Genomic DNA, 26,272 nt, shown 5'->3' on the forward strand with positions numbered 1-26,272 from the left:
GCCAATAGTTATTATTGTAATAGCAATAACAAGCCTGCCTGATGGCGAATCATATTTTGGCCATAAGAAACGTCAGGCATTGATTGTGAAACGCTAGTATACATAAACTGACATTTGAGAAAACAGCCTGAAACAGATCTAAGGGTAAAATGAGAATATGCTTAAAGCACTGCAACGGTATTTATAAAGTTATTGCCTGTATTTATTACTGGAGGAAGGAGGTTGCTTTATTACCGCAATAATCATTAATGGTTCTTCATAATGACTTGAATAAATAATGGACTTAGATTAATTAAAATTATGTGATAACGCGGAGGTGAATCCGATCGACAGGCAGCGGGAGAAAGAGAAGATTATCAATAAAGACAATGGGTAGTCACAAGGGGGAAGAATTCAGGATCTCTCCCCGACGGGAAGAGATCCTGAAATACATCAGGTGCGCAGGCCTCTGCCACGTTGGATCAGTACCCAAACCAGCAAATAGAACACCGCAATAAAGGCAAGCAGCACCGCTAAAGTGAACACCACCGGCACGTCAGAAATGCCCAGGAAACCAAAACGGAAGCCGCTGATCATGTAAACAATCGGGTTCAATTTGGAAATCATCTGCCAAACCGGTGGTAGTAAAGTTAGCGAATAAAACACGCCGCCCAGGTAGGTCAGCGGGGTCAGCACGAAGGTAGGGATCAGGCTGATATCGTCAAACGTCCGGGCAAACACCGCATTCAGCAGACCTGCCAGCGAGAACAGGATCGCGGTCAGCAGCAGCGTCACCGCCACCATCAGCCACGAGTGAACCTGGAACGGCACGAAGAACAGCGAAATAGCCGTGACCAGCACGCCCACGCAGATACCGCGTGCAACGCCGCCGCCAACATAGCCGGCGATGATGACGTGAGTCGGCACCGGTGCCACCAGCAGCTCTTCAATATTGCGCTGGAATTTGGCACTAAAGAACGACGACGCCACGTTGGCATAGGCGTTGGTGATTACCGCCATCATGATCAGGCCCGGCACAATAAACTGCATATAACTGAAGCCGTGCATCTCACCGATACGGGAACCGATTAAGTTACCGAAGATGATGAAATACAGCGTCATGGTGATCACTGGCGGCACCAGCGTCTGGATCCAGATACGGGCAAAACGGTTAACTTCTTTGCCCCAGATGCTCTTCAGAGCGACCCAATAAAGGTGTGTCATGATTTCTCTCCTTTGCGACCGTTGACCAGGTCGACAAACAGCTCCTCAAGACGGTTAGCCTTGTTGCGCATACTTAATACCTGCACGCCCTGATGGCTGAGCTGGCTGAACACGCTGTTCAAGCCCTGCTCGCGAAGCACTTCCACTTCCAGCGTCGAGGTGTCCGTCAGGCGATACTGGAAACCTTCCAGTTGTGGCAACGGACTTTTCGCGGCCAAATCGAGGATGAAGGTTTCGGATTTCAGCTTCGACAACAGCCCTTTCATCGAGGTGTTTTCCACCAGCTCACCGCGCTGAATGATGCCGATATTGCGGCACAGCATTTCAGCTTCTTCCAGATAGTGGGTGGTGAGGATGATGGTGGTGCCTTTGGCATTCAAATCCTGCAGGAAGGTCCACATCGAACGACGCAGCTCAATGTCGACACCGGCGGTCGGTTCATCAAGGATCAGCAGTTTTGGCTCGTGCATCAGGGCACGGGCAATCATCAGACGACGCTTCATGCCGCCGGAGAGCATGCGCGCACGTTCGTTGCGCTTCTCCCACAGATCGAGCTGCTTCAGGTATTTTTCAGCACGCTTCAGCGCCTCCGGCTTTTCCACGCCGTACAGACCAGCCTGGCTGACCACGATTTGCATCACGGTCTCAAACTGGTTGAAGTTGAACTCCTGTGGCACCAGGCCCAGCTGGCGTTTGGCATTGACCACATCCTGCTGCAGGTCATAACCAAAGACGCGCACCTTACCGGCCGTTTTGTTAACCAGCGAGCTGATAATGCCAATCGTGGTGGACTTGCCGGCTCCGTTCGGACCCAGCAGCGCATAGAAGTCACCGGCTTCTACATTGAGATCAATTCCCTTGAGGGCCTGAACGCCGCCTGCATAGGTTTTGGTCAGTTTTTCAAGTTCCAGTGCATAAGTCATAGGTAAAAGAGTGCCCTGTTTTGTGTGGTTTTCTTGTTTGCCGTTTTAAATCACGCCGCGTTGGCCTATATTATTGCAACGCATTTCGAGTATTGGTCGACACTAACATGAAAGATATTGATACCCTTATCAGCAACAACCGCGAGTGGTCCAAGCTGCTCAAAGAGGAGGACCCAGGCTTCTTCGAGCGTCTCTCACTGGCGCAGAAGCCGCGTTTTCTGTGGATTGGCTGCTCTGACAGCCGCGTTCCCGCCGAGCGCCTGACCGGCCTGGAGCCGGGCGAACTGTTTGTTCACCGCAACGTGGCCAACCTGGTCATTCACACGGACCTGAACTGTCTGTCCGTGGTGCAGTACGCCGTTGAAGTGTTAGAAGTGGAACACATCATCATCTGCGGTCACTATGGCTGCGGCGGTGTCCAGGCGGCGGTTGAGAATCCAGAACTGGGTCTGATCAACAACTGGCTGCTGCATATCCGTGATTTGTGGTACAAGCATAGCGCGATACTGGGTGAACTGCCGCCGGAAAAACGCTTTGACAAACTGTGTGAAATCAACGTGATTGAGCAGGTGTATAACCTGGGTCATTCCACCGTGATGCAGTCTGCGTGGAAACGCGGTCAGAATGTGACTATCCACGGTTGGGTTTACGGTATTCAGGACGGCTATCTGCGCGATCTGGAAGTGGCTGCCACAAACCGTGAAATCCTTGAGCAACGTTACCGCCATGGTATCGCCAACTTGCTGAACGACGTACAAAGCCCGGATTAACGGGTTCGCATCTTATATCAGGCCGGAAAAACCGGCCTTAGTCGTTTGTGCTGTAACCCTGCCTGCGTAATTACTCTTCCAGCATCACCACTTTGCCGACGTACGGCAGATGACGATAACGCTGGGCATAATCAATGCCGTATCCCACCACGAACTCGTCAGGAATGGTGAAGCCGACGTATTCAACCGGCACCTCCACTTCACGGCGATCGGGCTTATCCAGCAGCGTACAAATGGCCAGAGATTTTGGCTGACGCAGGCTGAGGATCTCACGCACTTTGCTCAGCGTATTGCCGGAATCGATGATGTCTTCAACGATCAGCACGTCCTTGCCACGAATATCTTCATCCAGATCTTTCAGGATGCGCACATCGCGGGTGCTGGACATGCCGCTGCCGTAGCTGGATGCCGTCATAAAATCGACTTCATGGGACACCTCAATTTTACGGCACAGATCGGCCATAAACATAAAGGAGCCGCGCAACAGGCCCACCAGCACCATGTCGCTGCCACTGTCTTTATACTGCTCGGTAATCTGCTGGCCGAGCTCGGCAATGCGTTTCGCGATCTCGTCTTCGGGGATCATCACTTCTACGGTATGTTTCATAACTTTTGTCGTTCTTGATGGCTTAAGGGAAGCAGCGAAGTCTATCACAGATCCGCCGTCGTTTTCCCGTTGTTGCGCAAACCGCGCAGCGGAATTCTCAGCAGACGTATAGACTTCTATCTGTCGGGAAAGCCATATTTAATCATGCAAAAGGTTTTAACCATAGAACGATAATTCATTTATCAGCGCGATTGGGCCCATGATAACGTATGCTCACTTTAACCCCCTCAGCATGCCTCAGCGGCAGGAGTTTGCATGGCCTCTCCCCATTCTAAGAAGACCCATATTGGCAGTCGTGAGCTTCAGCCCGAAACCCAAATGCTTAATTATGGCTACGATCCGGCGCTGTCTGAAGGCGCGGTCAAACCGCCGGTGTTTCTTACCTCAACCTTCGTCTTTAATACCGCAGAAGAAGGCCGGGATTTCTTTGATTACGTCTCAGGACGCAAAGAGCCACCGGCGGGCGGCGCCAATGGTCTGGTCTATTCACGTTTTAATCACCCTAACAGTGAGATTGTTGAAGACCGGCTGGCAATATATGAACGCACCGAGAGCGCCGCACTCTTTTCCTCCGGCATGTCCGCCATTTCCACCACGCTGTTGGCATTGGTCGAACCTGGCGATGCGATCCTCCATTCTCAGCCGCTGTATGGCGGCACCGAGACGCTGTTAAGCAAGACCTTCAGCAAGCTGAAAGTGGCGGCGGTAGGGTTTTCTGATGGGTTAGATGAGGCGATCGTGCAGGCCGCCGCTGAAGACGCGATGAAGCTGGGCCGCGTGTCGGTGATCCTGATTGAATCACCGGCCAACCCGACCAACAGTCTGGTGGATATCGCCCTGATTAAACGGGTGGCCGACGCCATTGAACAGCAGCAGCAGCATCGCCCGATCATTGCCTGCGATAACACCCTGCTCGGCCCGGTTTTCCAGCGCCCTATCGAGCACGGCGCGGATCTGTCGCTCTATTCGCTGACTAAGTATGTTGGCGGCCATTCAGATTTGATTGCCGGAGCGGTGATGGGCAGCAAAGCACTGGTCAGGCAGATTAAAGCACTACGCAGCGCGATTGGCACCCAGCTTGATCCGCATTCCAGCTGGATGATTGGCCGTTCGCTGGAAACGCTGGCGTTAAGAATGGAGCGGGCCAATGACAATGCCGTCGCCGTTGCGGGCTTCCTGCGCGGGCACGAGAAGATCGCCAAGCTGCATTCACTGTCGTTCCTTGAGCCGGATTCACCGGCGGGCAAGACGTTCAGTAAGCAATGCAGCGGCGCAGGCTCGACCTTCTCCTTCGATGTGGTTGGCGGTCAGCCCGCCGCGTTCAAGCTGCTGAACACCCTGCAACTGTTTAAACTGGCGGTTAGCCTGGGCGGTACAGAATCACTGGCCAGCCATCCGGCCAGCACCACCCACTCCGGCGTCCCTGCTGATGTCCGGGCAAGAATTGGCATCAGCGAGGCAACCGTGCGGGTCTCAATCGGCATCGAAAACAAAGATGACCTGATTGAGGATCTCAAGATCGCGCTGTCAGCCCTTTAACCGGCGGCCTTGCTGCGCAATTTTTTGGCGGTGAATTGAAACGTCGAGACGGTCAGCCAATACGCTGCCTGAATCAGACGTTTCTTCATCAGCAGCTTTTTCGCGTAGTGATAGGATTCAAAGGCTTTTTTCGGCAACTCCAGCGGGACGTCTTTCCACGGTGAGCGGTTATACATATCAATGTATTTTTTGTTATAACCCGACTCATCGATGGAAACGCTCCAGGGTTTAGTCTGCCCGGCGTAATGAATAAACACCGGCGCTTTATTGGTGCTTTTATTTTTAGGAATAAAGTTAAATTCTGGTTCTATAAAACACACTTCATTATCCAGGATAATATTCAGGCAATCCTGATCCGGGAAAGTGTATTTTTTATCTTTGATTTTAACGAAGAATTCCGCCGTCACATCATGATCAACCCAGGCCTGAGTGTTAATTAACATCACGCCAGAATTGAAGTATTTTTTCTCTTTGCTTAACCCCAGATAGGTCAGATAGTCGCTGTTCATTCCCTTATCCTGCACGGCAGCGATGGTGTAGTCCGCCATGTCGATGGCTAATAGCGGAGCAATGTTGCCATCACAGACGATATCGCAGTCGAGGTACAGCAGTTGGCTCACCTGCTCATGCAGGATGTTGGAGGCCACAATGCGGTAGTAGATTGATCTGGGATAGAAATCATACACCTGCAGTCCATCGAATACCGCATTATTCAACAGATACACCACCACGCTGACATTGGGATAACGGGTAAAGAACGACGCCGGGAAAAGGTCGTTATACTCATCGGTAAACAGGTGGAAGGTAATATTCAGTGCCGGATTTTTATCAATGATTGAAAAAATACAGACGCCACAATACGTCAGATAGCGTTTATCCGTGGTAAACAGAATATGAATATCGGCATTAAGATTGCCATCTGCGGTATAAGTTACTTTTTCTTTCACCAGCTCATGCGCATTCATCAGAGTGTCAGCTTTGTGTAAGGGGAAGTTATTTCAACTTATTGCCGCAATGAATATCAGTCAAGAAAGCATTAACGTTCCAACACTGCTACGGGCAGGCATATTTTCGCTTAATATCACCAAGACCAGCCAATAACAGAGTTCATCCGGGCTGGGATTTTAATTTCAGAAAACAGCTAAGGCAGGAAAAAACAGATCTTACAGCAGGTTAAAATAAGAACTAATACCATGTAATATTCAGGTCGACTCGGTTAAATCTCATTAAATAAATGCTGGTCTTATTTTTCAATCGCAAATAACTTAAGCCAAATTCAGATTATTCACAGAAGGCGTGCGGGCAAGTCAGGCAGGAAATTCACCCGTGGAAGGCGTCACTGTTCCACGGGTGAGGGATTTTACGGACGTTACTCGCTCACCGTAAAGCCGAGCATCATGCCGGTATCTTCATGTTCCAGCAGATGACAGTGCGCCATATAGGCCTGATCTTTCGCCGCCAGGTTGTCAAAACGCACCAGCACTTCGCTGCGCCAGCCCTCAACCCTGACAATATCCTTCCAGCCGCTGCGATGCGCTGCCGGAGGCTTGCCATTTTCTGACAGGATACGGAACTGGGTGCCATGAATATGGAACGGGTGCAGCATCTCGTCGCCTTCACCCGAAATCGTCCACTTCTCAACAACCCCACGCTTGACGTCAAAGGACGGCGTATTCATATCAAAGGCTTTGCCATTGATACGGTTGCCGCTATGGAAATCCCGGGCCGTCTTATCGCCGCCGTGATCCATACCGGACATCGCGCCATCATCCATGCCCGCCATCTTGCTGTGGTCCGTGCCGGCCACAGGCGCCTGTTCCATCCCGGCCATTTTGCTGTGATCCATGCCGGCCATGCCCGCATCATCCCTGTCGTTATCATGCGCATCGCCGCTCATGCCGGCCATGGCCGCGTGGCCGTATTTCTCCATCAGGGCGAGCATGCCACGGCGATCGAGCTCCGGATCCATGGTCAGTTTAAGCTGTCGTTCAGCAATCCCTTCAATGGAAGGTAAAGCCGGCATCTCGACCAGACTGTCCGGCAGCGTACCGCTGGCCATAATTTGCAGCGGCACGATGTGCAGTATCGGCAACGGCTGGTTAAACGGTGCCAGCGACATGCCCATCTGACGCACGGGAAGCGTTTGCAGATCGAACTCTTTGCCATCGCGGGTATCGACCATGATTTCAAAGCGTTCACCCGGCATCATCGGCAGCTCTGTCAGCTCAACCGGCTCGGCCAGCAATCCGCCATCGCTGGCGATAACGTACAACGAACGACGATCGCAGGCGGTCAGGTTCAGCGTGCGCGCATTACAGCCGTTCAGCACGCGCAGACGTAACCAGCCGCGCGGCACGGCGTGCTGAGGGTAAATGGCGCCATTGGTCAGCATAGTATCGCCAAACCAGCCCACCGCCGCGCTCATGATATCCAGCTGATAATCGATTTTACTGCCGTCGCTGCTTAATCGTTTGTCTTGCAGGATCAGCGGAATATCATCCACGCCCCAGATTTTTGGCAGCAGCAGCTTCTCGCCGGCGATGTCTTTCACAATCACCAGCCCAGCCAGACCCTGAGCGACCTGATAACCGGTTCTGCCATGCAGATGAGGGTGGAACCAGCAGGTGGCAGAGCGCTGGTCAGGCGTGAAGCTGACGGTGCGGGTCTGTCCCGGTGCGATCTGCGCCTGCGGGCCGCCATCCACGGAACCGGGGATGTCCAGACCGTGCCAGTGAACGGTGGTCGCTTCGGGCAACTGGTTTCGCACGTTGATGGTCACCGGCTTGCCGCGTTCCAGCTGGATCGCCGGACCGAGCAGATCGCCGTTATAACCCCAGGTTGGCACGGTTTTACCCTGCCAGACCTTAGAACCGGTCTTCGCCGTAATATTCATCACGCCGCGCGGATCGGGCGTTAACAGCGCCGGGATCGGCAATTCAGGACGGCGTTCAGCCGCCATGGCGCTGCGGCTCCATAATGGCAAGGCACTGGCCGCGCCCATTGCCGCGGTTAGCTTAATAAAATCACGACGTTGCATTGATTCAGTTCGCCCTGGCAGAAAATTCTTGTTGGGAAGCATAAACCCTTCCCTACCGGGAAGGTCAAGCTTTGCCACCCAAGGGCCAGTAAAATAGCCGGATCCGGAGTTTTCTGCCGCAAAATTGTCTGAAGCCTGCGAATAACTGTGCTAACGTCAGACTATTGCAATCGATTGAGATCAATTATGAAGAAAAGCATCAAGGCTCTGTTGTTACTGAGTCTCTTTGGCTTCTCGTCGACCAGTTTCGCACTGAGCGAATCTGAAGCGGAAGATTTAGCCGATTTAACGGCTGTGTTTGTCTATTTGAAAAATGACTGCGGATATCAGGATCTGCCGGACGGGCAAATTCGACGGGCGCTGGTGTTCTTTGCCCAGCAGAACCGCTGGGATTTAGCCAATTACAGCAGCTTTAATATGAAAGCGCTGGGCGAAGACAGTTATCGTGATTTGAGCGGTATCGCCGTTCCGAACGACATGAAGTGCAAATCCCTGGCACGTGACTCCCTGAGCCTGCTCGCGTACGTGAAATAATCCCCTCCCTTTTTCCAATTCTTGCTGATAATTTGACCGTGCAACCACGGTCAGAGTTAGCTATTATGTCGCGCCCATTTTTCGTGGCTGTTATGAGGAGAATCCCAGCATGGCCGAAAAAGAAATGTGGTATGAAACGCTTCATACCGGGTTTGGACAGTACTTTTCTGTCGATAAGATCCTGTACCGTGAACAGACCGGTCATCAGGATTTAGTCATCTTTGAGAATGCCGCGTTAGGTCGCGTTATGGCGCTGGACGGTGTGGTACAAACGACCGAGCGCGATGAGTTCATTTATCACGAGATGATGACCCACGTTCCCCTTCTCGCGCATGGCGCAGCAAAACGCGTATTGATTATTGGCGGTGGCGATGGCGCCATGCTGCGTGAAGTCAGCCGTCATAAAAATATCGAACAGATCACCATGGTGGAGATCGATGCGGGCGTGGTGACGTTCTGCCAGCAGTATCTGCCAAATCACAGCGCCGGTGCGTACGACGATCCGCGTTTTACGCTGGTGATTGACGATGGCGTGAACTTTGTCGCTCAGTGCAGCGAAAAGTTTGATGTGATCATTTCTGACTGTACCGACCCGATCGGTCCGGGAGAAAGCCTGTTCACCTCAGAATTTTACGAAGGTTGCCAGCGTTGCCTTAATGAAAATGGCATCTTCGTGGCGCAGAATGGCGTTTGCTTCCTGCAGCAGGAGGAAGCGGTTAACAGTCACCGCAAACTGAGCCACTACTTTAGCGACGTCAGCTTCTATCAGGCGGCGATCCCAACCTATTACGGTGGCATTATGACGTTCGCCTGGGCCAGCAACAATCCCGCGCTGCGCCAGCTTGACAGCGCCACGCTTCAGGCCCGTTTTACCGCGGCAAACCTGACCTGTCGCTACTATAATCCGGCGATCCACACGGGCAGCTTTGCCCTGCCACAATATTTGTTGAATGCGCTGGCCGACCAGCCGGGCGTTTAAGGGGGTGAACGAAATTGCAAAAGCTTAAACTACACGGCTTCAATAACCTGACAAAGAGCCTGAGTTTTTGTATCTACGATATCTGTTACGCCAACACAGATGCTGAGCGTGACGGATACATTGCGTACATTGATGAGCAGTACAACGCCAACCGCCTGACGGAGATCCTCAGCGAGACCTGTTCGATTATTGGCGCAAACGTGCTGAATATCGCGCGCCAGGACTACGAGCCTCAAGGGGCCAGCGTGACCATTTTGGTCAGCGAAGAGCCGATCGACCCGAAAGATATTGATACCTCGGAACATCCGGGCCCGTTACCTAACTCGGTGGTGGCGCATCTGGATAAGAGCCATATCTGCGTGCACACCTACCCGGAGAGCCACCCGGAAGGCGGACTCTGCACCTTCCGCGCGGATATTGAAGTCTCCACCTGTGGGGTGATTTCGCCGCTGAAGGCGTTGAACTACTTAATTCACCAGCTGGAATCCGACATTGTCACCATCGACTATCGCGTGCGCGGCTTTACCCGCGATGTGAATGGCCTGAAGCACTACATCGATCACCAGATCAATTCGATTCAGAACTTTATGTCTGAAGACATGAAATCGATGTACGACATGCTGGATGTGAACGTCTATCAGGAGAACATCTTCCATACCAAGATGCTGCTGAAAGAGTTTGATTTGAAACACTATCTGTTTAACACCCGACCGGAAGACCTGAGCCCGCAAGAGCACAAGCGTATTACCGATCTGCTGTGGAAAGAGATGCGTGAAATTTACTACGGGCGCAATATTCCGGCCGTGGGATCAAAATCGCTGTAAGGGTTATGGCGTTAAGAAGCGGGTGGCCTCAGGGCCACCCGTTTTTTTGGCGCCCGGTTTAACGGCCCTGCAGAAACGCACGGTACGCAGCGATCACCGCGAGGAAATCCTCCACGCCGCAGAAGCACAGGCTCTCTTCGTCGTAGTAGTTCATGCCCTCTTCCATCTCATCGCCTTCAACGCTCAGCAGGTTAGCGCGGACAATCACCTCTTCCTCATCCAGCCACAGCGTGTATTCATGGCCAATGCGCTGCCACTGGCGCTCGCTGCCTTTTACGCTCTCTACCGCGGCTTCCACTTCATCCAGCAACGCCAGGTTGCCTTCCACCTCTTCGTTAAACCAGTGGCCAACGGCTTCATGTCCCATCGACATGCGCACTTTCACCCCGCCGGTGAGGTCACGTAAAAATTCGTATTCCATACTGCTGTCCTCTGACTGCCTGTTTTGCACTGATAACGTGCATTTTCCGCGCATTGTGCGCTTTTAATGGGGGATAGCCCGCATTATCGCAGTCTGTCAGACGAAAAACAGCGATTTCAGGTCGGGTCGAAGCAATAAAAAAAGGGAGGCCATCAGGCCTCCCTTTCTCATCCCGCACCGACGTTATACGGCGGTCTGGAAGATCACACCGTCAGCTTTGTCCGTGTACTGGGACAGCTTGTCGAAGTTCAGATAACGGTAGGTGTCTACCGCGGTCTTATCGACCTGCAACATAAACTGCTGGTATTCGTCTGGCGTAGGCAGTTTGCCTAACAGCGACGCGACCGCAGCCAGTTCGGCTGATGCCAGGTAGACGTTAGCACCGGTACCCAGACGGTTCGGGAAGTTACGGGTTGAGGTGGAGACCACCGTCGCGCCATCTGCCACACGCGCCTGGTTACCCATGCACAGTGAACAGCCCGGGATCTCGATACGCGCACCGCTCTTACCGAAGACGCTGTAATAGCCCTCTTCCGTCAGCTGCGCGGCGTCCATCTTGGTTGGCGGTGCCACCCACAGACGGGTCGGCAGCTGGCCTTTGTGGCTATCCAGCAGCTTACCGGCCGCACGGAAGTGACCGATGTTGGTCATGCAAGAGCCGATAAACACTTCATCGATTTTCTCGCCCTGAACATCAGACAGCAGACGGGCATCGTCCGGATCGTTTGGCGCACACAGGATCGGCTCCTTGATCTCCGCCAGATCGATTTCGATCACTGCCGCGTACTCTGCATCCGCATCGGCTTCCAGCAGATTCGGTTCAGACAGCCATTTTTCCATGCCCTGAATACGACGCTCAAGGGTACGACGATCGCCGTAACCTTCAGAGATCATCCACTTCAACAGCACGATGTTGGAGTTCAGGTACTCGATAATCGGTGCCTGGCCCAGCTTGATGGTACAACCGGCAGCAGAACGCTCGGCTGAGGCATCAGAAAGTTCAAACGCCTGCTCAACTTTCAGCTCTGGCAGACCTTCGATTTCCAGGATGCGACCTGAGAAGATGTTTTTCTTCCCTTTCTTCTCAACGGTCAGCAGGCCCTGCTTGATGGCGTACAGCGGGATGGCGTGAACCAGGTCGCGCAGGGTGATGCCTGGCTCCATTTTCCCTTTGAAACGCACCAGTACCGACTCAGGCATATCCAGCGGCATCACGCCGGTCGCCGCAGCAAACGCCACCAGACCTGAACCTGCCGGGAAGGAGATCCCGATTGGGAAACGCGTATGCGAGTCACCGCCGGTACCCACGGTATCCGGCAGCAGCATACGGTTCAGCCAGCTGTGGATAATACCGTCACCCGGACGCAGTGAGACGCCACCCCGGTTCATGATGAAGTCTGGCAGCGTGTGGTGAGTAGAGACGTCAACCGGCTTAGGATAGGCTGCGGTGTGGCAGAAGGACTGCATCACCAGATCCGCAGAGAAGCCCAGACAGGCCAGGTCTTTCAGTTCATCACGGGTCATTGGACCGGTGGTGTCCTGAGAACCGACAGAGGTCATTTTTGGTTCGCAGTAGGCGCCAGGACGCACGCCGTCGGTGCCACAGGCACGGCCAACCATTTTCTGCGCCAGTGAATAACCACGGGTGCTGACCGCCACGTCTTTCGCCAGGCGGAACACCTCGCTGTGCGGCAGGCCCAGAGATTCACGGGCTTTGGTGGTCAGGCCACGGCCGATGATCAGCGGGATACGGCCACCGGCGCGAACTTCGTCCAGCAGCACTTCGGTTTTCAGTGAGAAGGTCGCCAGCACTTCGCCGGTTTCGTGGTTCTTCACTTCGCCTTTGTACGGGTAGATGTCAATCACATCGCCCATATTCAGGTTCGCCACATCCACTTCGATTGGCAATGCGCCCGCATCTTCCATGGTGTTGAAGAAGATCGGGGCAATGTTGCTGCCCAGTACCACGCCGCCGCCTTTCTTGTTCGGCACAAACGGCAGGTCATCACCCATAAACCACAGCACCGAGTTGGTGGCGGATTTACGCGATGAACCGGTGCCGACAACGTCACCCACGTAGGCAAGAGGGAAACCTTTCGCCTGCAGCGCTTCAATCTGCTTGATTGGGCCCACATTGCCTGCGTCGTCTGGCTCAATGCCTTCACGGGCATTTTTCAGCATCGCCAACGCGTGCAGTGGGATATCAGGACGGGACCAGGCATCCGGGGCCGGAGACAGGTCATCGGTGTTGGTTTCGCCGGTGACTTTGAAGACGGTAACGGTGAGTTTTTCTGCCAGCTCGGGACGTGACAGATACCACTCAGCATCAGCCCAGGACTTCAGGATCTTCTGCGCGTGTGGGTTACCCGCTTTGGCTTTCTCTTCCACATCGTAGAAGCTGTCAAACATCAGCAAAGTATGGGAAAGGGCTTTCGCCGCGATCGGGGCCAGCGTCTCATTGTCGAGCGCATCGATCAGCGGATGAATGTTGTAGCCGCCCTGCATGGTGCCCAGCAGTTCTACAGCTTTTTCAGGGGTAACCAGAGGAGAGGTCGCTTCGCCTGCGGCGACAGCAGCCAGGAAGCCAGCTTTCACGTAAGCCGCTTCGTCCACGCCTGGTGGAACTCGATTGATTAACAGATCAGACAGGAATTCTTCTTCGCCCGCAGGCGGGTTTTTCAGCAGTTCAACCAGCGCGGCCATTTGGGAAGCATCAATTGGTTTTGGAACGATCCCTTCGGCAGCACGCTCGGCAACGTGCTTACGGTATTCTTCTAGCACGACGTTCTCCTCGCTCACATTGTTATGGCATACCGGGCGGTTTACCGCGAAGTGAGGTGCGTATTCTGTAGGGTGAAGCGCCCGGTTACGCGAGGGGCAGCATAGCAGGATTTCGTTAGCATGTTAATCTGTTTACAAAAAAGCAACATTAATTCCCCTCCAAGCGCGATTTCATGGACGTATTGCGCGTTACCATAACCAGACGTTTTCATCGGGCAAAAAAAAACGGCCCCCGTTGGGAGCCGTCTGGTAAACCAGGTAGCGACTTACTTCTTCTTCGCTTTCGGGTTTGGCAGGTCAGTGATGCTACCTTCGAACATTTCGGCAGCCAGACCCACGGATTCATGCAGCGTTGGGTGAGCATGGATGGTCAGCGCGATATCTTCCGCATCACAACCCATCTCGATAGCCAGACCGATTTCACCCAGCAGCTCGCCGCCGTTGGTACCGACAATTGCACCACCGATCACGCGGTGAGTTTCTTTGTCGAAGATCAGTTTGGTCATACCGTCTGCACAATCAGAGGCGATGGCACGACCGGAGGCCGCCCATGGGAAGGTGGCAGTTTCGTAACTGATGCCCTTCTCTTTCGCTTCTTTCTCGGTCAGACCGACCCAGGCAACTTCTGGCTCAGTGTAAGCAATCGATGGGATCACTTTCGGGTCGAAGTAATGTTTCTTACCGGAGATCACTTCGGCTGCCACGTGGCCTTCATGCACGCCTTTGTGCGCCAGCATCGGCTGACCGACGATGTCGCCGATAGCGTAGATGTGCGGCACGTTGGTACGCATCTGCTTGTCGACGCGGATAAAGCCACGGTCGTCCACTTCCACGCCCGCCTGACCGGCATCCAAACCTTTACCGTTAGGTACGCGGCCAATCGCCACCAGAACCGCGTCGTAACGCTGTGGTTCGGCCGGCGCTTTTTTGCCTTCCATGGTGACGTAGATACCGTCGTCTTTCGCTTCAACCGCGGTCACTTTGGTTTCCAGCATCAGATTGAACTGCTTGCTGATACGCTTGGTGAAGACTTTCACCACGTCTTTGTCAGCCGCAGGGATAACCTGGTCAAACATCTCAACCACGTCAATCTGTGAACCCAGAGCGTGATATACGGTCGCCATTTCCAGACCGATGATACCGCCACCCATAACCAGCAGGCGCTCAGGCACTTCTTTCAGTTCCAGGGCGTCGGTGGAGTCCCAGACACGAGGATCTTCATGCGGGATGAATGGCAGCTGAATCGGACGGGAGCCCGCAGCAATGATGGCGTTGTCGAAGTTGATGGTGGTGGCACCATTCTCGCCTTCAACCACCAGCGTGTTAGCGCCGGTGAATTTACCCAGACCGGTGACCACTTTCACTTTGCGGCCTTTCGCCATCCCTGCCAGACCACCGGTCAGCTGGTTGATGACTTTTTCTTTCCAGGTACGAATTTTGGTGATGTCGGTTTGTGGCTTACCAAACACGATACCATGCTCTTCCAGGGCTTTAGCTTCTTCAATCACTTTCGCGACGTGCAGCAGCGCTTTGGAAGGGATACAACCCACGTTCAGACAAACCCCACCCAGGGTGCTGAAACGCTCAACGATGACGGTCTCCAGACCTAAATCGGCTGCGCGGAAGGCTGCAGAGTAGCCCGCAGGACCTGCCCCAAGTACCACGACCTGAGTTTTAATTTCTGTACTCATCATGACCTCTTAGTTAACCGCTGGGATATTCATTCATCCACCGGTACGTTTACACCGCAAGAGTTTACAGAATTGTTAACAGACTGCAAACCGCTTGATACGAAACGTTTTCAACTACCTTGTCGACTTAGCACATCGAAAGTCGGCTATGAGAAGGCCGGCAAAAGCCGGCCTTGTAACGGTTTACATCACCAGACGGCGGATATCCGCCATGACTGTTGCGATGTAAGCCGCGAAGCGTGCACCGGCTGCGCCGTCGATCACGCGGTGATCGAAGGAGAGCGACAGTGGCAGCATCAGGCGAGGAACGAATTCTTTACCGTTCCAGACCGGCTCCATCGACGATTTTGACACGCCGAGGATCGCCACTTCCGGCGCATTGACGATAGGGGTGAACGAAGTGCCACCGATGCCGCCAAGGCTGGAGATGGTGAAGCAGCCGCCCTGCATATCGCCGGCCGTCAGCTTACCGTCACGCGCTTTCTTCGAAATTACCGACAGTTCGTTAGACAGCTCAACAATGCCTTTCTTGTTGACGTCTTTGAACACCGGAACCACCAGACCGTTTGGCGTATCAACCGCCACACCGATGTTGATGTATTTCTTCAGCGTCAGCTTCTGTCCATCTTCAGACAGCGAGCTGTTGAAACGTGGGAACTCTTCCAGCGCTTTGGCCACTGCTTTCATGATGAACACCAGTGGGGTGATCTTCAGATCCAGTTTCTTCTTCGCGGCTTCGTCGTTCTGCTGCTTACGGAAGTTTTCCACTTCGGTAATGTCGGCCTTGTCGTGCTGGGTAACGTGAGGGATCACGATCCAGTTACGGCTCAGGTTGGCACCCGAAATTTTCTGGATGCGGCCCAGCTCGACTTCTTCAATCTCACCGAACTTGCTGAAGTCCACTTTCGGCCATGGCAACATGCCCGGCATACCGCCACCGGCCGCTGCTGCGGGTGCAGACTCGGCACGTTTAACCGCATCTTTGACGTAAGACTGCACGTCTTCTTTCAGAATGCGGCCTTTACGGCCAGTGCCTTTCACTTTCGACAGATTGACGCCAAACTCACGTGCCAGACGACGGATAACCGGCGTGGCGTGGACGTAAGCATCGTTCTCAGCGAACTCACCTTTGGATTCCGCTTTCGCCGGAGCCGGAGCGGCTTTCGCGTCCTGCTTAGCCGGTGCAGCCTGCTGTGGTGCGGCTGACGGCGCAGCCGCCGCTGGCGCAGCGCCTTCCACTTCGAAGACCATAATCATCGAGCCGGTTTTGACTTTATCGCCGGTGCTGATTTTGATCTCTTTCACGGTGCCCGCGAACGGTGCCGGGACTTCCATCGAGGCTTTGTCGCCTTCAACGGTGATCAGCGACTGCTCGGCAGCCACTTTATCGCCCACTTTAACCATGATTTCGGTGACTTCAACTTCGTCATCACCGATATCCGGCACGGCGACTTCTTTCGCGCCGCTGGCGGCTGCGGGTGCCGCTGCCGCTTCTTCTTTCACTTCTGGCTTCGCTTCAGCCGGAGCCGAACCTGAACCGGCAGTTTCGAAGACCATGATCAGCGAGCCGGTGCTGATTTTATCGCCGGTACTGATTTTGATCTCTTTCACCACACCCGCGAAAGGTGCAGGCACTTCCATTGAGGCTTTGTCGCCTTCAACGGTAATCAGCGACTGCTCGGCTTCCACCGTGTCACCGACTTTGACCATGATTTCGGTCACTTCAACTTCGTCAGAACCGATGTCCGGCACGGCAACGTCTTTGCTTTCTGCCTGAGCAGGCGCAGCGGCTGCCGCCGGTTTCGCGTCTTCTTTTTTCTCTTCGGCTTTGGCCGGTGCCGCAGCACCTTCCGCGTCTTCGAAGATCATGATCAGCTTGCCGGTTTCAATTTTGTCACCGGTAGCAACCTTGATCTCTTTCACCACGCCCGCCTGAGGGGAAGGGACTTCCATAGAGGCTTTATCGCCCTCTACGGTGATCAGCGACTGCTCAACTTCAACCTTGTCGCCCACCTTGACCATAATCTCGGTGACTTCCACTTCGTCTGCACCGATATCCGGTACGGTAATTTCGATAGCCATTAATCTTTCCCTCTTATGCCAGACGCGGGTTGACTTTATCGGCATCGATATTGAATTTGATGATCGCTTCCGCCACCACTTTCTTCTCGATTTCGCCGCGTTTAGCCAGTTCACCCAGAGCCGCAACCACTACGTAAGACGCATCCACTTCGAAGTGGTGACGCAGGTTTTCACGGCTGTCAGAACGACCGAAACCGTCGGTGCCCAGTACGCGGTAATCGCTGGCTGGCATGAAGGTACGGATCTGCTCGGCGAACAGTTTCATGTAGTCGGTTGAGGCCACGGCCGGTGCATCGTGCATGATCTGCGCAACGTATGGCACGCGTGGTTCTTCTGTCGGATGCAGCATGTTCCAGCGCTCGCAGTCCTGACCATCACGGGCCAGTTCAGTGAACGAGGTGACGCTGTAAACGTCAGAGCCAACGCCGTAGTCTTTCGCCAGGATCTGCGCAGCTTCACGCACGTGACGCAGGATAGAGCCTGAACCCAGCAGCTGAACCTTACCTTTGTTGCCTTCTACCGTTTCCAGCTTGTAGATACCCTTACGGATACCCTCTTCCGCACCCTGCGGCATCGCAGGCATGTGGTAGTTTTCGTTCAGCGTGGTGATGTAGTAGTAGACGTTCTCTTGCGCTTCGCCGTACATACGTACCAGACCGTCATGCATGATGACTGCCACTTCGTAAGCGTAAGAAGGATCGTAAGAGATACAGTTAGGGATAGTCAGAGACTGAATATGGCTGTGGCCATCTTCGTGCTGCAGACCTTCGCCGTTCAGCGTGGTACGGCCGGAAGTGCCGCCAACCAGGAAGCCACGAGCCTGCTGATCGCCTGCAGCCCAGCACAGGTCACCGATACGCTGGAAACCGAACATTGAGTAGTAGATATAGAACGGGATCATTGGCAGGTTGTTGGTGCTGTAAGACGTTGCCGCCGCCAGCCATGAGGCGCCTGCGCCCAGTTCGTTAATCCCTTCCTGCAGGATCTGGCCTTTCTCGTCTTCTTTGTAGTAAGCAACCTGCTCGCGGTCCTGCGGGGTGTACTGCTGACCGTTCGGGCTGTAAATACCGATCTGACGGAACAGACCTTCCATGCCGAAGGTACGCGCTTCATCGGCGAGGATCGGAACCAGACGATCTTTGATCGACTTGTTCTTCAGCATCACGTTCAGGGCACGCACGAAGGCGATGGTGGTCGAAATTTCTTTGTTCTGCTCTTCCAGCAAGGCGGAGAACTCTTCCAGCGCAGGCATTTCCAGCTTCTCGCTGAAGTTTGGCTGGCGGGTTGGCAGGTAGCCACCCAGTTTCTCACGCTGACCGTGCAGGTATTTGTACTCTTCGGAATCTTTCTCGAAGGTGACATACGGCAGTTTTTCGATGTTGCTGTCGTCAACAGGCACGTTGAAGCGATCACGGATATAGCGCACGCCATCCATGTTCATTTTCTTCACCTGGTGAGCGATGTTTTTGCCTTCAGCGGATTCACCCATACCATAGCCTTTGATGGTATGTGCCAAGATAACCACCGGTTTCCCTTTGGTATCCTGCGCTTTTTTCAGGGCAGCAAAGACTTTCTTCGGATCGTGACCGCCACGGTTCAGTGACCAGATCTCGTCGTCAGACATGTCTTTAACCAGCGCGGCGGTTTCCGGGTAACGACCGAAGAAGTGCTCACGCACGTAAGCGCCATCGCGGGATTTGAAGGTCTGGTAGTCACCGTCCACGGTCTCGTTCATCAGCTGAACCAGTTTACCGGTGGTGTCTTTACGCAGCAGTTCGTCCCAACGTCCGCCCCAGATAACTTTGATCACTTCCCAACCGGCGCCAGCAAAGATGCCGTCCAGTTCGTTGATGATTTTGCCGTTACCGGTGACCGGGCCATCCAGACGCTGCAGGTTACAGTTGATGATGAAGACCAGGTTGTCCAGCTTCTCACGGGTGGCGATGGTGATCGCCCCTTTGGATTCTGGCTCATCCATCTCGCCATCGCCGAGGAAGGCGTAAACGGTCTGCGCCGCGGTGTCTTTCAGACCACGGTGCTCAAGGTACTTCAGGAATTTCGCCTGGTAGATCGCGCCGATTGGGCCAAGGCCCATGGATACGGTCGGGAACTGCCAGAAATCAGGCATCAGTTTCGGGTGCGGGTAAGAGGACAAGCCTTTACCGTCAACTTCCTGGCGGAAGTTGTTCATCTGCTCTTCAGTCAGGCGGCCTTCAAGGAAGGCACGTGCGTAAACGCCCGGAGAGATGTGGCCCTGGAAGTACACCAGATCGCCGCCGTCTTTTTCGCTACGCGCACGGAAGAAGTGGTTAAAGCACACTTCATAGATGGTCGCAGAAGACTGGAAGGAGGACATGTGACCACCGAGGTCCAGATCTTTCTTCGATGCACGCAGAACGGTCATGATGGCGTTCCAGCGAATTGCGGAACGGATACGACGTTCGAGAGAAGTATTGCCCGGATAGTCCGGCTCGTCTTCAACAGCAATAGAGTTGACGTAGTTGCGGGCATTCACGCCTGCCGCGATTTTTACGCCACCTTTACGTGCTTCGCTCATTACCTGGTCGATCAGGAACTGTGCGCGCTCAACACCTTCTTCACGGATGACCGATTCGATCGCCTGTAGCCAGTCGCGAGTTTCGATCGGATCCACGTCATTGTGTAAACGTTCTGACATGGGGGTATTCCTTATCTGTGTCTAATACGTTGAATTGTCTGGAGCCTGTCCCGCTGTGTCCGCAATCCTTCAGGCACAGTGAGACAGGCTCGTCGTGTATACCTTGCCAGTGGCAGGGCATAGTTCCGCGTTATGGTTACGCGTTAGTCCTTACGTTGCTGTAATCGTCGTAAGGAGCGCTCTCTGCGACTCTGCTCCCGACTTCTGTCCAGCAATATTTCCTCGATAAACGCCAGGTGACGGTGTGAGGCTTCGCGCGCCTTTTCGGGTTCGCGTGCCACAATCGCCTCAAAAATTCTGGCGCGGTGACCGCCTACTTTTGCCAGCATTTCCCGGCGCGAGTAGAGCAATTCGAAGTTCTGTCTGACGTTCTGTTCCAGCATCGGCCCCATGCTGCGGAGTAAATGCAGCAGCACCACATTATGGGCCGCTTCTGTTACAGCGATCTGATACTGCATCACCGCATCCGCTTCTGCGTCCAGATCCCCGCTGTCTTGTGCGGTCTGGATCTGCACATGGCAGTGGCGAATACGTTCAAAATCATCGTCCGTGCCCCGGAGCGCGGCGTAATACGCGGCGATCCCTTCCAGTGCATGGCGCGTTTCCAGCAGGTCAAACTGGGATTCCGGGTGGTCAGCCAGCAGTTCAACAAGCGGGTCGCTCAGGCTTTGCCACAGGCTGGTTTGCACAAAGGTGCCACCGCCCTGACGACGCAGCAGTAAACCTTTCGCTTCCAGACGTTGGATAGCTTCACGCAGAGAAGGACGGGAGACATCAAACTGTTTTGCGAGCTCACGTTCCGGGAGCAGCTTTTCACCCGGACGCAGGGTCCCTTCCATAATCAGGGACTCGAGCTGTTGCTCGATAGCATCGGATAGCTTTGGTTGGCGGATTTTACTGTAGGCCATCATCCCTTCTTCTGCCATTTGCCGAAGTTAATTGGTAATACCAATTGCAAAAAGGTGCCCGTAAACTAACAAAGTATTCACCTTATGTCCATATGGCAACCCACTGAAACAGGACCCACGTCTCGTTTTCCCATAGAGGAAGAGTCCCGAAAATGGGGTGGAAAAGCGGGGTGTTTCAAATGTTAAATTTTTTAACTTTTCTGAAACAAGGCAAGCGTTTAGTGGGTAAAAATCCACCTGCCATAAGGCAACGTTATTCGTCTTTTGGTCGGGTTTGTGACAGAAACATGAATTGTGATTAAGCGATGAATTTTTAGGCATTCTCCCGCACAAAAAGCGAAAGCGAGTGCAATAGCCCCCGCTTATCACTATTCTTGTCGCGAAGGTAGCATGAGCCTCTTTTTAGTGTCTCTGGCACTGTAAATTTTTCAATACGTTACCTGTGACAACTGACTGACAAAGACGCGTCTTTTGTTGAAAATAATAACGACATCATGAGGTTTATATGGAACAAACACAGGGCGAAACGCTGAAGCGGGGATTGAAAAACCGCCATATTCAGCTGATCGCGTTGGGCGGTGCCGTGGGTACCGGCCTGTTTCTCGGCATTGCCGATACCATCCGCATGGCGGGCCCGTCGGTGCTGCTGGGCTACGCGATCGGCGGCTTTATTGCCTTCCTGATTATGCGCCAGCTGGGTGAAATGGTGGTCGAAGAGCCGGTAGCCGGTTCCTTCAGCCACTTTGCCTACAAGTACTGGGGCAATTTTGCCGGTTTCGCCTCTGGCTGGAACTACTGGATCCTGTATGTGCTGGTGGCGATGGCGGAACTGACCGCCGTCGGCAAATACATCCAGTACTGGTATCCGGATATTCCGACCTGGGTGTCTGCCGCCGTGTTCTTCGTGGTGATCAATGCCATCAACCTGACCAACGTAAAAGTGTACGGTGAGATGGAGTTCTGGTTCTCGATCATTAAAGTGGCTGCGGTCGTGGCGATGATTGTGTTCGGCTGCTGGTTACTGTTCGGTGGCCATGCCGGACCTGAAGCGCGCGTCTCCAACCTGTGGGATCGTGGCGGTTTCTTCCCGAACGGCATTTCCGGTCTGGTGATGGCGATGGCGGTGATCATGTTCTCCTTCGGTGGCCTTGAGCTGGTTGGCATCACCGCGGCAGAAGCGGATAACCCAGAGCAAAGCATCCCGAAAGCGACCAACCAGGTACTGTACCGCATCCTGATCTTCTATATCGGCTCACTGACCGTGCTGCTGTCGCTGTATCCGTGGACCAAAGTGATTGGCGGAGCCAGCCCGTTCGTGATGATTTTCCACGAGCTGGGCGACAGCCTGGTGGCGAATGCGCTGAACGTGGTGATCCTGACGGCGGCGCTGTCGGTATATAACAGCTGCGTTTACTGCAACAGCCGTATGCTGTTTGGCCTGGCGCAACAGGGCAACGGCCCGAAAGCGCTGCTGAAGGTCGATTCACGCGGCGTGCCGGTAATGGCCATCGCGGTTTCTGCTGCCGCCACCGCCTTCTGCGTACTGATCAACTATCTGATGCCGGGTGAGGCCTTCGGTCTGCTGATGGCTCTGGTGGTGTCGGCGCTGGTGATTAACTGGGCGATGATCAGCCTGGCGCACCTGAAGTTCCGCCGTAAGAAAGATCAGCAGGGCGTGGTCACCCGCTTTAAGGCGCTGCTGTATCCCGTGGGTAACTATCTCTGCCTGCTGTTCCTGGCCGGTATTCTGGTGATTATGGCGATGACGCCAGGCATGGCGATCTCCGTCTGGTTGATCCCGGTGTGGATTGCCATTCTGGGCGTGGGCTATATGCTCAAGTCGCGGTCTCAGAAAGCCTGACAGCAAGAGGGCACGCCCGTGCCCTCTTCTTTTACTTCCGCTCGTTCACCAGTTCTGCTTACTGTTCATCGTCGGCTTCCTCGCCTGAAAGCATAAATGTTATCCACCTCACACTTTCTCGCCGACAGGGATTTTGTCCATCTCTGCGACGCTTTCCACCAGCGCAAATCACCCCTAAGCCATTAATACTGCACTTCATGATTCCAGTAAGGGAAAAATCCATGAAGGGCACTGCACTTTCGATTAAAGAGAAGATTGGCTACGGCATGGGCGATGCGGGCTGCAATATGATCGGCGGCGCCATCATGCTGTTCCTTAATTATTTCTACACAGACGTGTTTGGTCTGGCGCCCGCGCTGGTCGGCGTGCTGCTGCTGTCGGTACGGGTTATCGATGCGGTGACCGACCCAATCATGGGCGCGATTGCCGACAGAACGCAGAGCAAATATGGCCGCTTCCGGCCCTGGCTGCTGTGGATTTCCCTGCCCTATGTGCTGTTCAGCGTGCTGATGTTTACCACGCCAGAATGGACCTATAACAGCAAGGTTATCTATGCCTTTGTCACCTACTTCCTGATGTCGCTGACCTATACGGCGATCAATATTCCCTATTGCTCGCTGGGCGGCGTGATCACCAATGACCCGAGCGAACGCGTCTCCTGCCAGTCTTACCGCTTTGTGATGGTCGGTATCGCCACCCTGATCCTGTCCCTTTCCCTGCTGCCGATGGCGGAGTGGTTTGGCGGAGAAAACAAAGCCCGCGGTTACCAAATGGCGATGAGCGTGCTGGCGCTGATTGGCCTGTGCATGTTCCTGTTCTGTTTCGCCACGGTGCGCGAACGTATCCACCCGGCGGTGCCCAGCAATGACGATCTGAAATCTGACCTGAAGGCCGTGTGGAAAAACGACCAGTGGGTTCGCATCCTTTTGCTGACCTTCTGCAACGTCTGCCCCGGCTTTATCCGTATGGCGGCCACCATGTACTACGTCACCTGGGTGATGGGCCAGTCAACGCACTTCGCCACGCTGTTTATCAGCCTGGGCGTCATTGGCATGATGATTGGCAGTACGCTGGCGAAGGTGATGACCGACCGCTGGTGCAAACTGAAGGTATTTTTCTGGACCAACATCGTGCTGGCGATTTTCTCCAGCGGCTTCTACTTCCTCGATCCTCACGCTACCGTGCTGGTGGTAGTGATGTACTTTGTGCTGAATATCCTGCATCAGATCCCTTCGCCGCTGCACTGGTCGCTGATGGCCGACGTGGATGACTACGGTGAATGGAAAACCGGGAAACGCATTACCGGCATCAGCTTCTCCGGCAATCTGTTCTTCCTGAAAGTGGGACTTGCGGTCGCCGGTGCCATGGTGGGCTTCCTGCTCTCTTATTATGGCTACGACGCTGGCGCCAAAGCGCAGGCACCGAGTGCCATCAACGGCATTATGCTGCTGTTTACCGTGATCCCTGGCGTGGGCTATCTGATCACCGCCGGCGTGGTTCGCCTACTGAAAGTGGATCGTCCGATGATGCTGCAAATCCAGCAGGACCTGGAGAAGCGTCGGCAGAATTTCCAGGAATTGAACGACTATCACGACAGTAAATCCCCAACCAAACCGGTGAATACATAATGACTTCCTCACTCTGGCAAAACCCGTTAATCGAGCAGCGCGCCGATCCTTTTATCCTGTTCGATCGCGGCAGCTACTACTTTATCGCCTCAGTCCCGGAATATGACCGGCTGGAAATCCGTCAGGCAAAAACGCTGGCCGCACTGGCTGAGGCCTCGCCGGTTGTGGTTTGGCGAAAACCAGACAGCGGCGAAATGAGCGAGCTGATCTGGGCACCCGAACTGCACAGAATCGACGGTATCTGGGTCATCTACTTTGCCGCGGCGCCCACCCAGGCGATCAAAGACGGCCTGTTCCAGCACCGAATGTTTGCGCTGGCCTGTACGGACGATAATCCCCTCACCGGCACGTGGCGTGAATGCGGGCAGATTGTCACTCCGATCGACAGCTTTGCGCTGGATGCCACGCACTTTGTGCATCAGGGGAAGAACTGGTATTTGTGGGCGCAGAAAGATCCGGCCATCGCCGGTAACTCCAACCTCTATCTGGCGGAGCTTGCCACGCCGTGGGCGATAAAAGGTGAGCCGGTGATGATCAGCCGGCCCGAATTTGACTGGGAATGCCGGGGGTTTAGCGTCAACGAAGGCCCCGCCGCAATCCGCCATGGCAATCGTCTGTTTGTCAGCTATTCCGCCAGCGCAACCGACGAAAACTACTGCATGGGCTTACTGTGGATTGAAGCAGATGCGGATCCGCTGGACAGTGCTAACTGGCATAAATCGGCGCAACCGGTCTTTACTACCAATACGCAGCACCGCCAGTTTGGGCCCGGTCATAACAGCTTTACGGTTTCAGAGAAGGGAGAGGATGTGCTGGTCTATCATGCGCGGAATTACACCGAAATTGAGGGCGATCCGCTGTATGACCCTAATCGTCATACGCGGATCAAAACCTTTGGCTGGAATGCGCAGGGGATGCCGGACTTTGGCACGCCTCCCGCAGATTCGTCGTCAGACCAGCGTGCCGTAAATGGTTAACAGCGCGACCACCACCACCATCACCCACGAAACCTTCTTCGCCAGCGCTACGGCGACGCGAGGGGTTTCGACCTTATCGGTGTGCGGATCGCGCGCCAGAGAGAACTGGGCCAGCCGCGTCAGCACCTGATATTGCGAAGTGTGGCGGTCGCCAAGGGAAGCAAACCAGGCGGGCAGCGCGCGCTCGCCATGGCCCAGCAGCGCATACGCCACGCCCACTAACCTGACCGGCAGCCAGTCAACCATATGCAGGATCGCATCCACGCCCGACTGTGAGCGCTCCAGCGGTGAATGATGACGCGCCAGCCACGACTGCCACGCACGCAGGAAAGCGTATCCCACTAGCAATACCGGTCCCCAGGGGCCGCCAACCACAAACCAGAACAGCGGCGCCAGATAGTAGCGGAAGTTAATCCACATCAGCGCGTTTTGCAGTTCGCACAGGTATTCCCGTTCGTCGCAATCGACCGGAATACCGTGGATAAGCGTCAACTCTTCCGCCATCGCCTGATGCGCATCGGTGTCGTTATGGCTCGCCGCTTTCAGATAGGCATGATAATGCAGACGAACAGACCCGGCACCGATGCACAGCAGCCCAACCGCAATCCAGAACAGCAGTTGCAGCACGCCGAAAAACAGTCCTTTCAGCGCCAGCAGACAAACCACCATGACCGCCATCGCCAGCAGCATCATTGATAGCGTACGCACCAGCGAAAACCGGTGCTTCTTGCGAAACAGCGGTGCCAGGTGATGATCCAGCTGCCAGTGCTCGCCCATTTTGAACAGGCGTTCCCAGCCCAGAACCAACAACAAACTAAAAAGCGTCATGC

The 26,272-nt window shown here is 54.2% G+C and carries 20 protein-coding genes; 8 read left to right on the forward strand and 12 right to left on the reverse strand.

Translation table 11 applies throughout. The features are described 5' to 3' along the window. Nucleotides 1–432: 432 nt before the first annotated feature. Together ACXKZG_RS18440 and ACXKZG_RS18445 are read right to left on the reverse strand one after the other, a co-directional pair. The gene (locus tag ACXKZG_RS18440; protein ID WP_053140176.1) at nucleotides 433–1,203 is read right to left on the reverse strand and encodes an ABC transporter permease; all 771 of its coding nucleotides are present in this window, start codon (nucleotides 1,201–1,203) and stop codon (nucleotides 433–435) included. Further along, nucleotides 1,200–2,126: an ABC transporter ATP-binding protein gene (locus ACXKZG_RS18445; protein WP_013200814.1), complete on the reverse strand. Its 927-nt coding sequence runs from the start codon at nucleotides 2,124–2,126 to the stop codon at nucleotides 1,200–1,202. Before ACXKZG_RS18445 ends, ACXKZG_RS18440 begins: the two co-directional genes overlap by 4 nt. Nucleotides 2,127–2,233: 107 nt before the next feature. Between ACXKZG_RS18445 and can the strand changes: the two genes are divergently transcribed. Further along, nucleotides 2,234–2,896: a carbonate dehydratase gene (gene can, locus ACXKZG_RS18450; RefSeq protein WP_013200813.1), complete on the forward strand. Its 663-nt coding sequence runs from the start codon at nucleotides 2,234–2,236 to the stop codon at nucleotides 2,894–2,896. Between the two features lie 70 nt (nucleotides 2,897–2,966). Here the strand turns inward: can and hpt are convergent, their stop codons facing one another. Beyond that, on the reverse strand, nucleotides 2,967–3,503 hold the full coding sequence (gene hpt, locus ACXKZG_RS18455) for a hypoxanthine phosphoribosyltransferase (RefSeq protein ID WP_013200812.1): 537 nt from the start codon (nucleotides 3,501–3,503) through the stop codon (nucleotides 2,967–2,969). Between the two features lie 255 nt (nucleotides 3,504–3,758). Here hpt and ACXKZG_RS18460 point away from each other — a divergent pair, with 255 nt between their 5' ends. Beyond that, nucleotides 3,759–5,042 carry a cystathionine gamma-synthase family protein gene (locus ACXKZG_RS18460; protein WP_013200811.1) on the forward strand — a complete coding sequence of 428 codons (1,284 nt, stop codon included), beginning with the start codon at nucleotides 3,759–3,761 and terminating at the stop codon, nucleotides 5,040–5,042. Here ACXKZG_RS18460 and ACXKZG_RS18465 read toward each other — a convergent pair. Both ACXKZG_RS18465 and cueO read right to left on the reverse strand, forming a co-directional pair. Then, nucleotides 5,039–6,007 carry a glycosyltransferase family 8 protein gene (locus ACXKZG_RS18465; RefSeq protein ID WP_488875247.1) on the reverse strand — a complete coding sequence of 323 codons (969 nt, stop codon included), beginning with the start codon at nucleotides 6,005–6,007 and terminating at the stop codon, nucleotides 5,039–5,041. The two genes, ACXKZG_RS18460 and ACXKZG_RS18465, sit on opposite strands and share 4 nt — an antisense overlap. Before the next feature lie 404 nt (nucleotides 6,008–6,411). Further along, nucleotides 6,412–8,079 (reverse strand): multicopper oxidase CueO, encoded by a 1,668-nt coding sequence (gene cueO, locus ACXKZG_RS18470; RefSeq protein WP_488875248.1) that lies wholly within the window; start codon nucleotides 8,077–8,079, stop codon nucleotides 6,412–6,414. Between the two features lie 186 nt (nucleotides 8,080–8,265). Between cueO and ACXKZG_RS18475 the strand changes: the two genes are divergently transcribed. The 3 genes from ACXKZG_RS18475 to speD all read left to right on the forward strand — a co-directional run bounded on the left by ACXKZG_RS18475 (nucleotide 8,266) and on the right by speD (nucleotide 10,416). Further along, nucleotides 8,266–8,613, forward strand: a complete 348-nt coding sequence (locus ACXKZG_RS18475; protein WP_013200808.1) for a YacC family pilotin-like protein — start codon at nucleotides 8,266–8,268, stop codon at nucleotides 8,611–8,613. 109 nt (nucleotides 8,614–8,722) lie between these two features. After that, the gene (gene speE, locus ACXKZG_RS18480) at nucleotides 8,723–9,592 is read left to right on the forward strand and encodes a polyamine aminopropyltransferase (protein WP_488875249.1); all 870 of its coding nucleotides are present in this window, start codon (nucleotides 8,723–8,725) and stop codon (nucleotides 9,590–9,592) included. A 14-nt stretch (nucleotides 9,593–9,606) separates the two neighbouring features. After that, nucleotides 9,607–10,416, forward strand: coding sequence for an adenosylmethionine decarboxylase (gene speD, locus ACXKZG_RS18485; protein WP_013200806.1), 810 nt, complete (start codon nucleotides 9,607–9,609; stop codon nucleotides 10,414–10,416). Nucleotides 10,417–10,474: 58 nt separating this feature from the next. Here the strand turns inward: speD and yacL are convergent, their stop codons facing one another. The 6 genes from yacL to pdhR form a co-directional block, all read right to left on the reverse strand. Beyond that, nucleotides 10,475–10,837, reverse strand: coding sequence for a protein YacL (gene yacL / locus ACXKZG_RS18490; RefSeq protein ID WP_013200795.1), 363 nt, complete (start codon nucleotides 10,835–10,837; stop codon nucleotides 10,475–10,477). Nucleotides 10,838–11,020: 183 nt separating this feature from the next. Beyond that, on the reverse strand, nucleotides 11,021–13,618 hold the full coding sequence (gene acnB, locus ACXKZG_RS18495) for a bifunctional aconitate hydratase 2/2-methylisocitrate dehydratase (protein WP_013200786.1): 2,598 nt from the start codon (nucleotides 13,616–13,618) through the stop codon (nucleotides 11,021–11,023). Between the two features lie 266 nt (nucleotides 13,619–13,884). Then, nucleotides 13,885–15,309, reverse strand: a complete 1,425-nt coding sequence (lpdA, locus tag ACXKZG_RS18500; protein WP_013200785.1) for a dihydrolipoyl dehydrogenase — start codon at nucleotides 15,307–15,309, stop codon at nucleotides 13,885–13,887. A 183-nt stretch (nucleotides 15,310–15,492) separates the two neighbouring features. Further along, entirely contained in the window at nucleotides 15,493–17,391 is a 1,899-nt protein-coding gene (gene aceF / locus ACXKZG_RS18505) for a pyruvate dehydrogenase complex dihydrolipoyllysine-residue acetyltransferase (protein ID WP_455916017.1), read from the reverse strand. 13 nt (nucleotides 17,392–17,404) lie between these two features. Next, nucleotides 17,405–20,068, reverse strand: coding sequence for a pyruvate dehydrogenase (acetyl-transferring), homodimeric type (aceE, locus tag ACXKZG_RS18510; protein WP_013200783.1), 2,664 nt, complete (start codon nucleotides 20,066–20,068; stop codon nucleotides 17,405–17,407). Nucleotides 20,069–20,211: 143 nt separating this feature from the next. After that, the gene (pdhR, locus tag ACXKZG_RS18515) at nucleotides 20,212–20,976 is read right to left on the reverse strand and encodes a pyruvate dehydrogenase complex transcriptional repressor PdhR (protein WP_013200782.1); all 765 of its coding nucleotides are present in this window, start codon (nucleotides 20,974–20,976) and stop codon (nucleotides 20,212–20,214) included. Between the two features lie 505 nt (nucleotides 20,977–21,481). Between pdhR and aroP the strand changes: the two genes are divergently transcribed. From aroP to ACXKZG_RS18530, 3 genes are all read left to right on the forward strand, one after another. After that, complete coding sequence (aroP, locus tag ACXKZG_RS18520; protein ID WP_053140215.1) at nucleotides 21,482–22,837, forward strand: aromatic amino acid transporter AroP; 1,356 nt, start codon at nucleotides 21,482–21,484, stop codon at nucleotides 22,835–22,837. A 221-nt stretch (nucleotides 22,838–23,058) separates the two neighbouring features. Further along, entirely contained in the window at nucleotides 23,059–24,465 is a 1,407-nt protein-coding gene (locus ACXKZG_RS18525; RefSeq protein WP_013200780.1) for a glycoside-pentoside-hexuronide (GPH):cation symporter, read from the forward strand. Continuing rightward, a complete protein-coding gene (locus ACXKZG_RS18530) occupies nucleotides 24,465–25,442 on the forward strand; it encodes a glycoside hydrolase family 43 protein (RefSeq protein WP_488875250.1) in 978 nt (325 codons plus the stop codon). The genes ACXKZG_RS18525 and ACXKZG_RS18530 overlap by 1 nt, the downstream gene beginning before the upstream one ends. On the opposite strand, the gene ampE is transcribed toward ACXKZG_RS18530, so the two are convergent. Continuing rightward, nucleotides 25,416–26,270, reverse strand: coding sequence for a beta-lactamase regulator AmpE (gene ampE / locus ACXKZG_RS18535; RefSeq protein WP_151038241.1), 855 nt, complete (start codon nucleotides 26,268–26,270; stop codon nucleotides 25,416–25,418). The two genes, ACXKZG_RS18530 and ampE, sit on opposite strands and share 27 nt — an antisense overlap. Between the last annotated feature and the right edge of the window lie 2 nt (nucleotides 26,271–26,272).

The sequence above is a fragment of the Erwinia sp. 2186 genome (assembly GCF_057812255.1).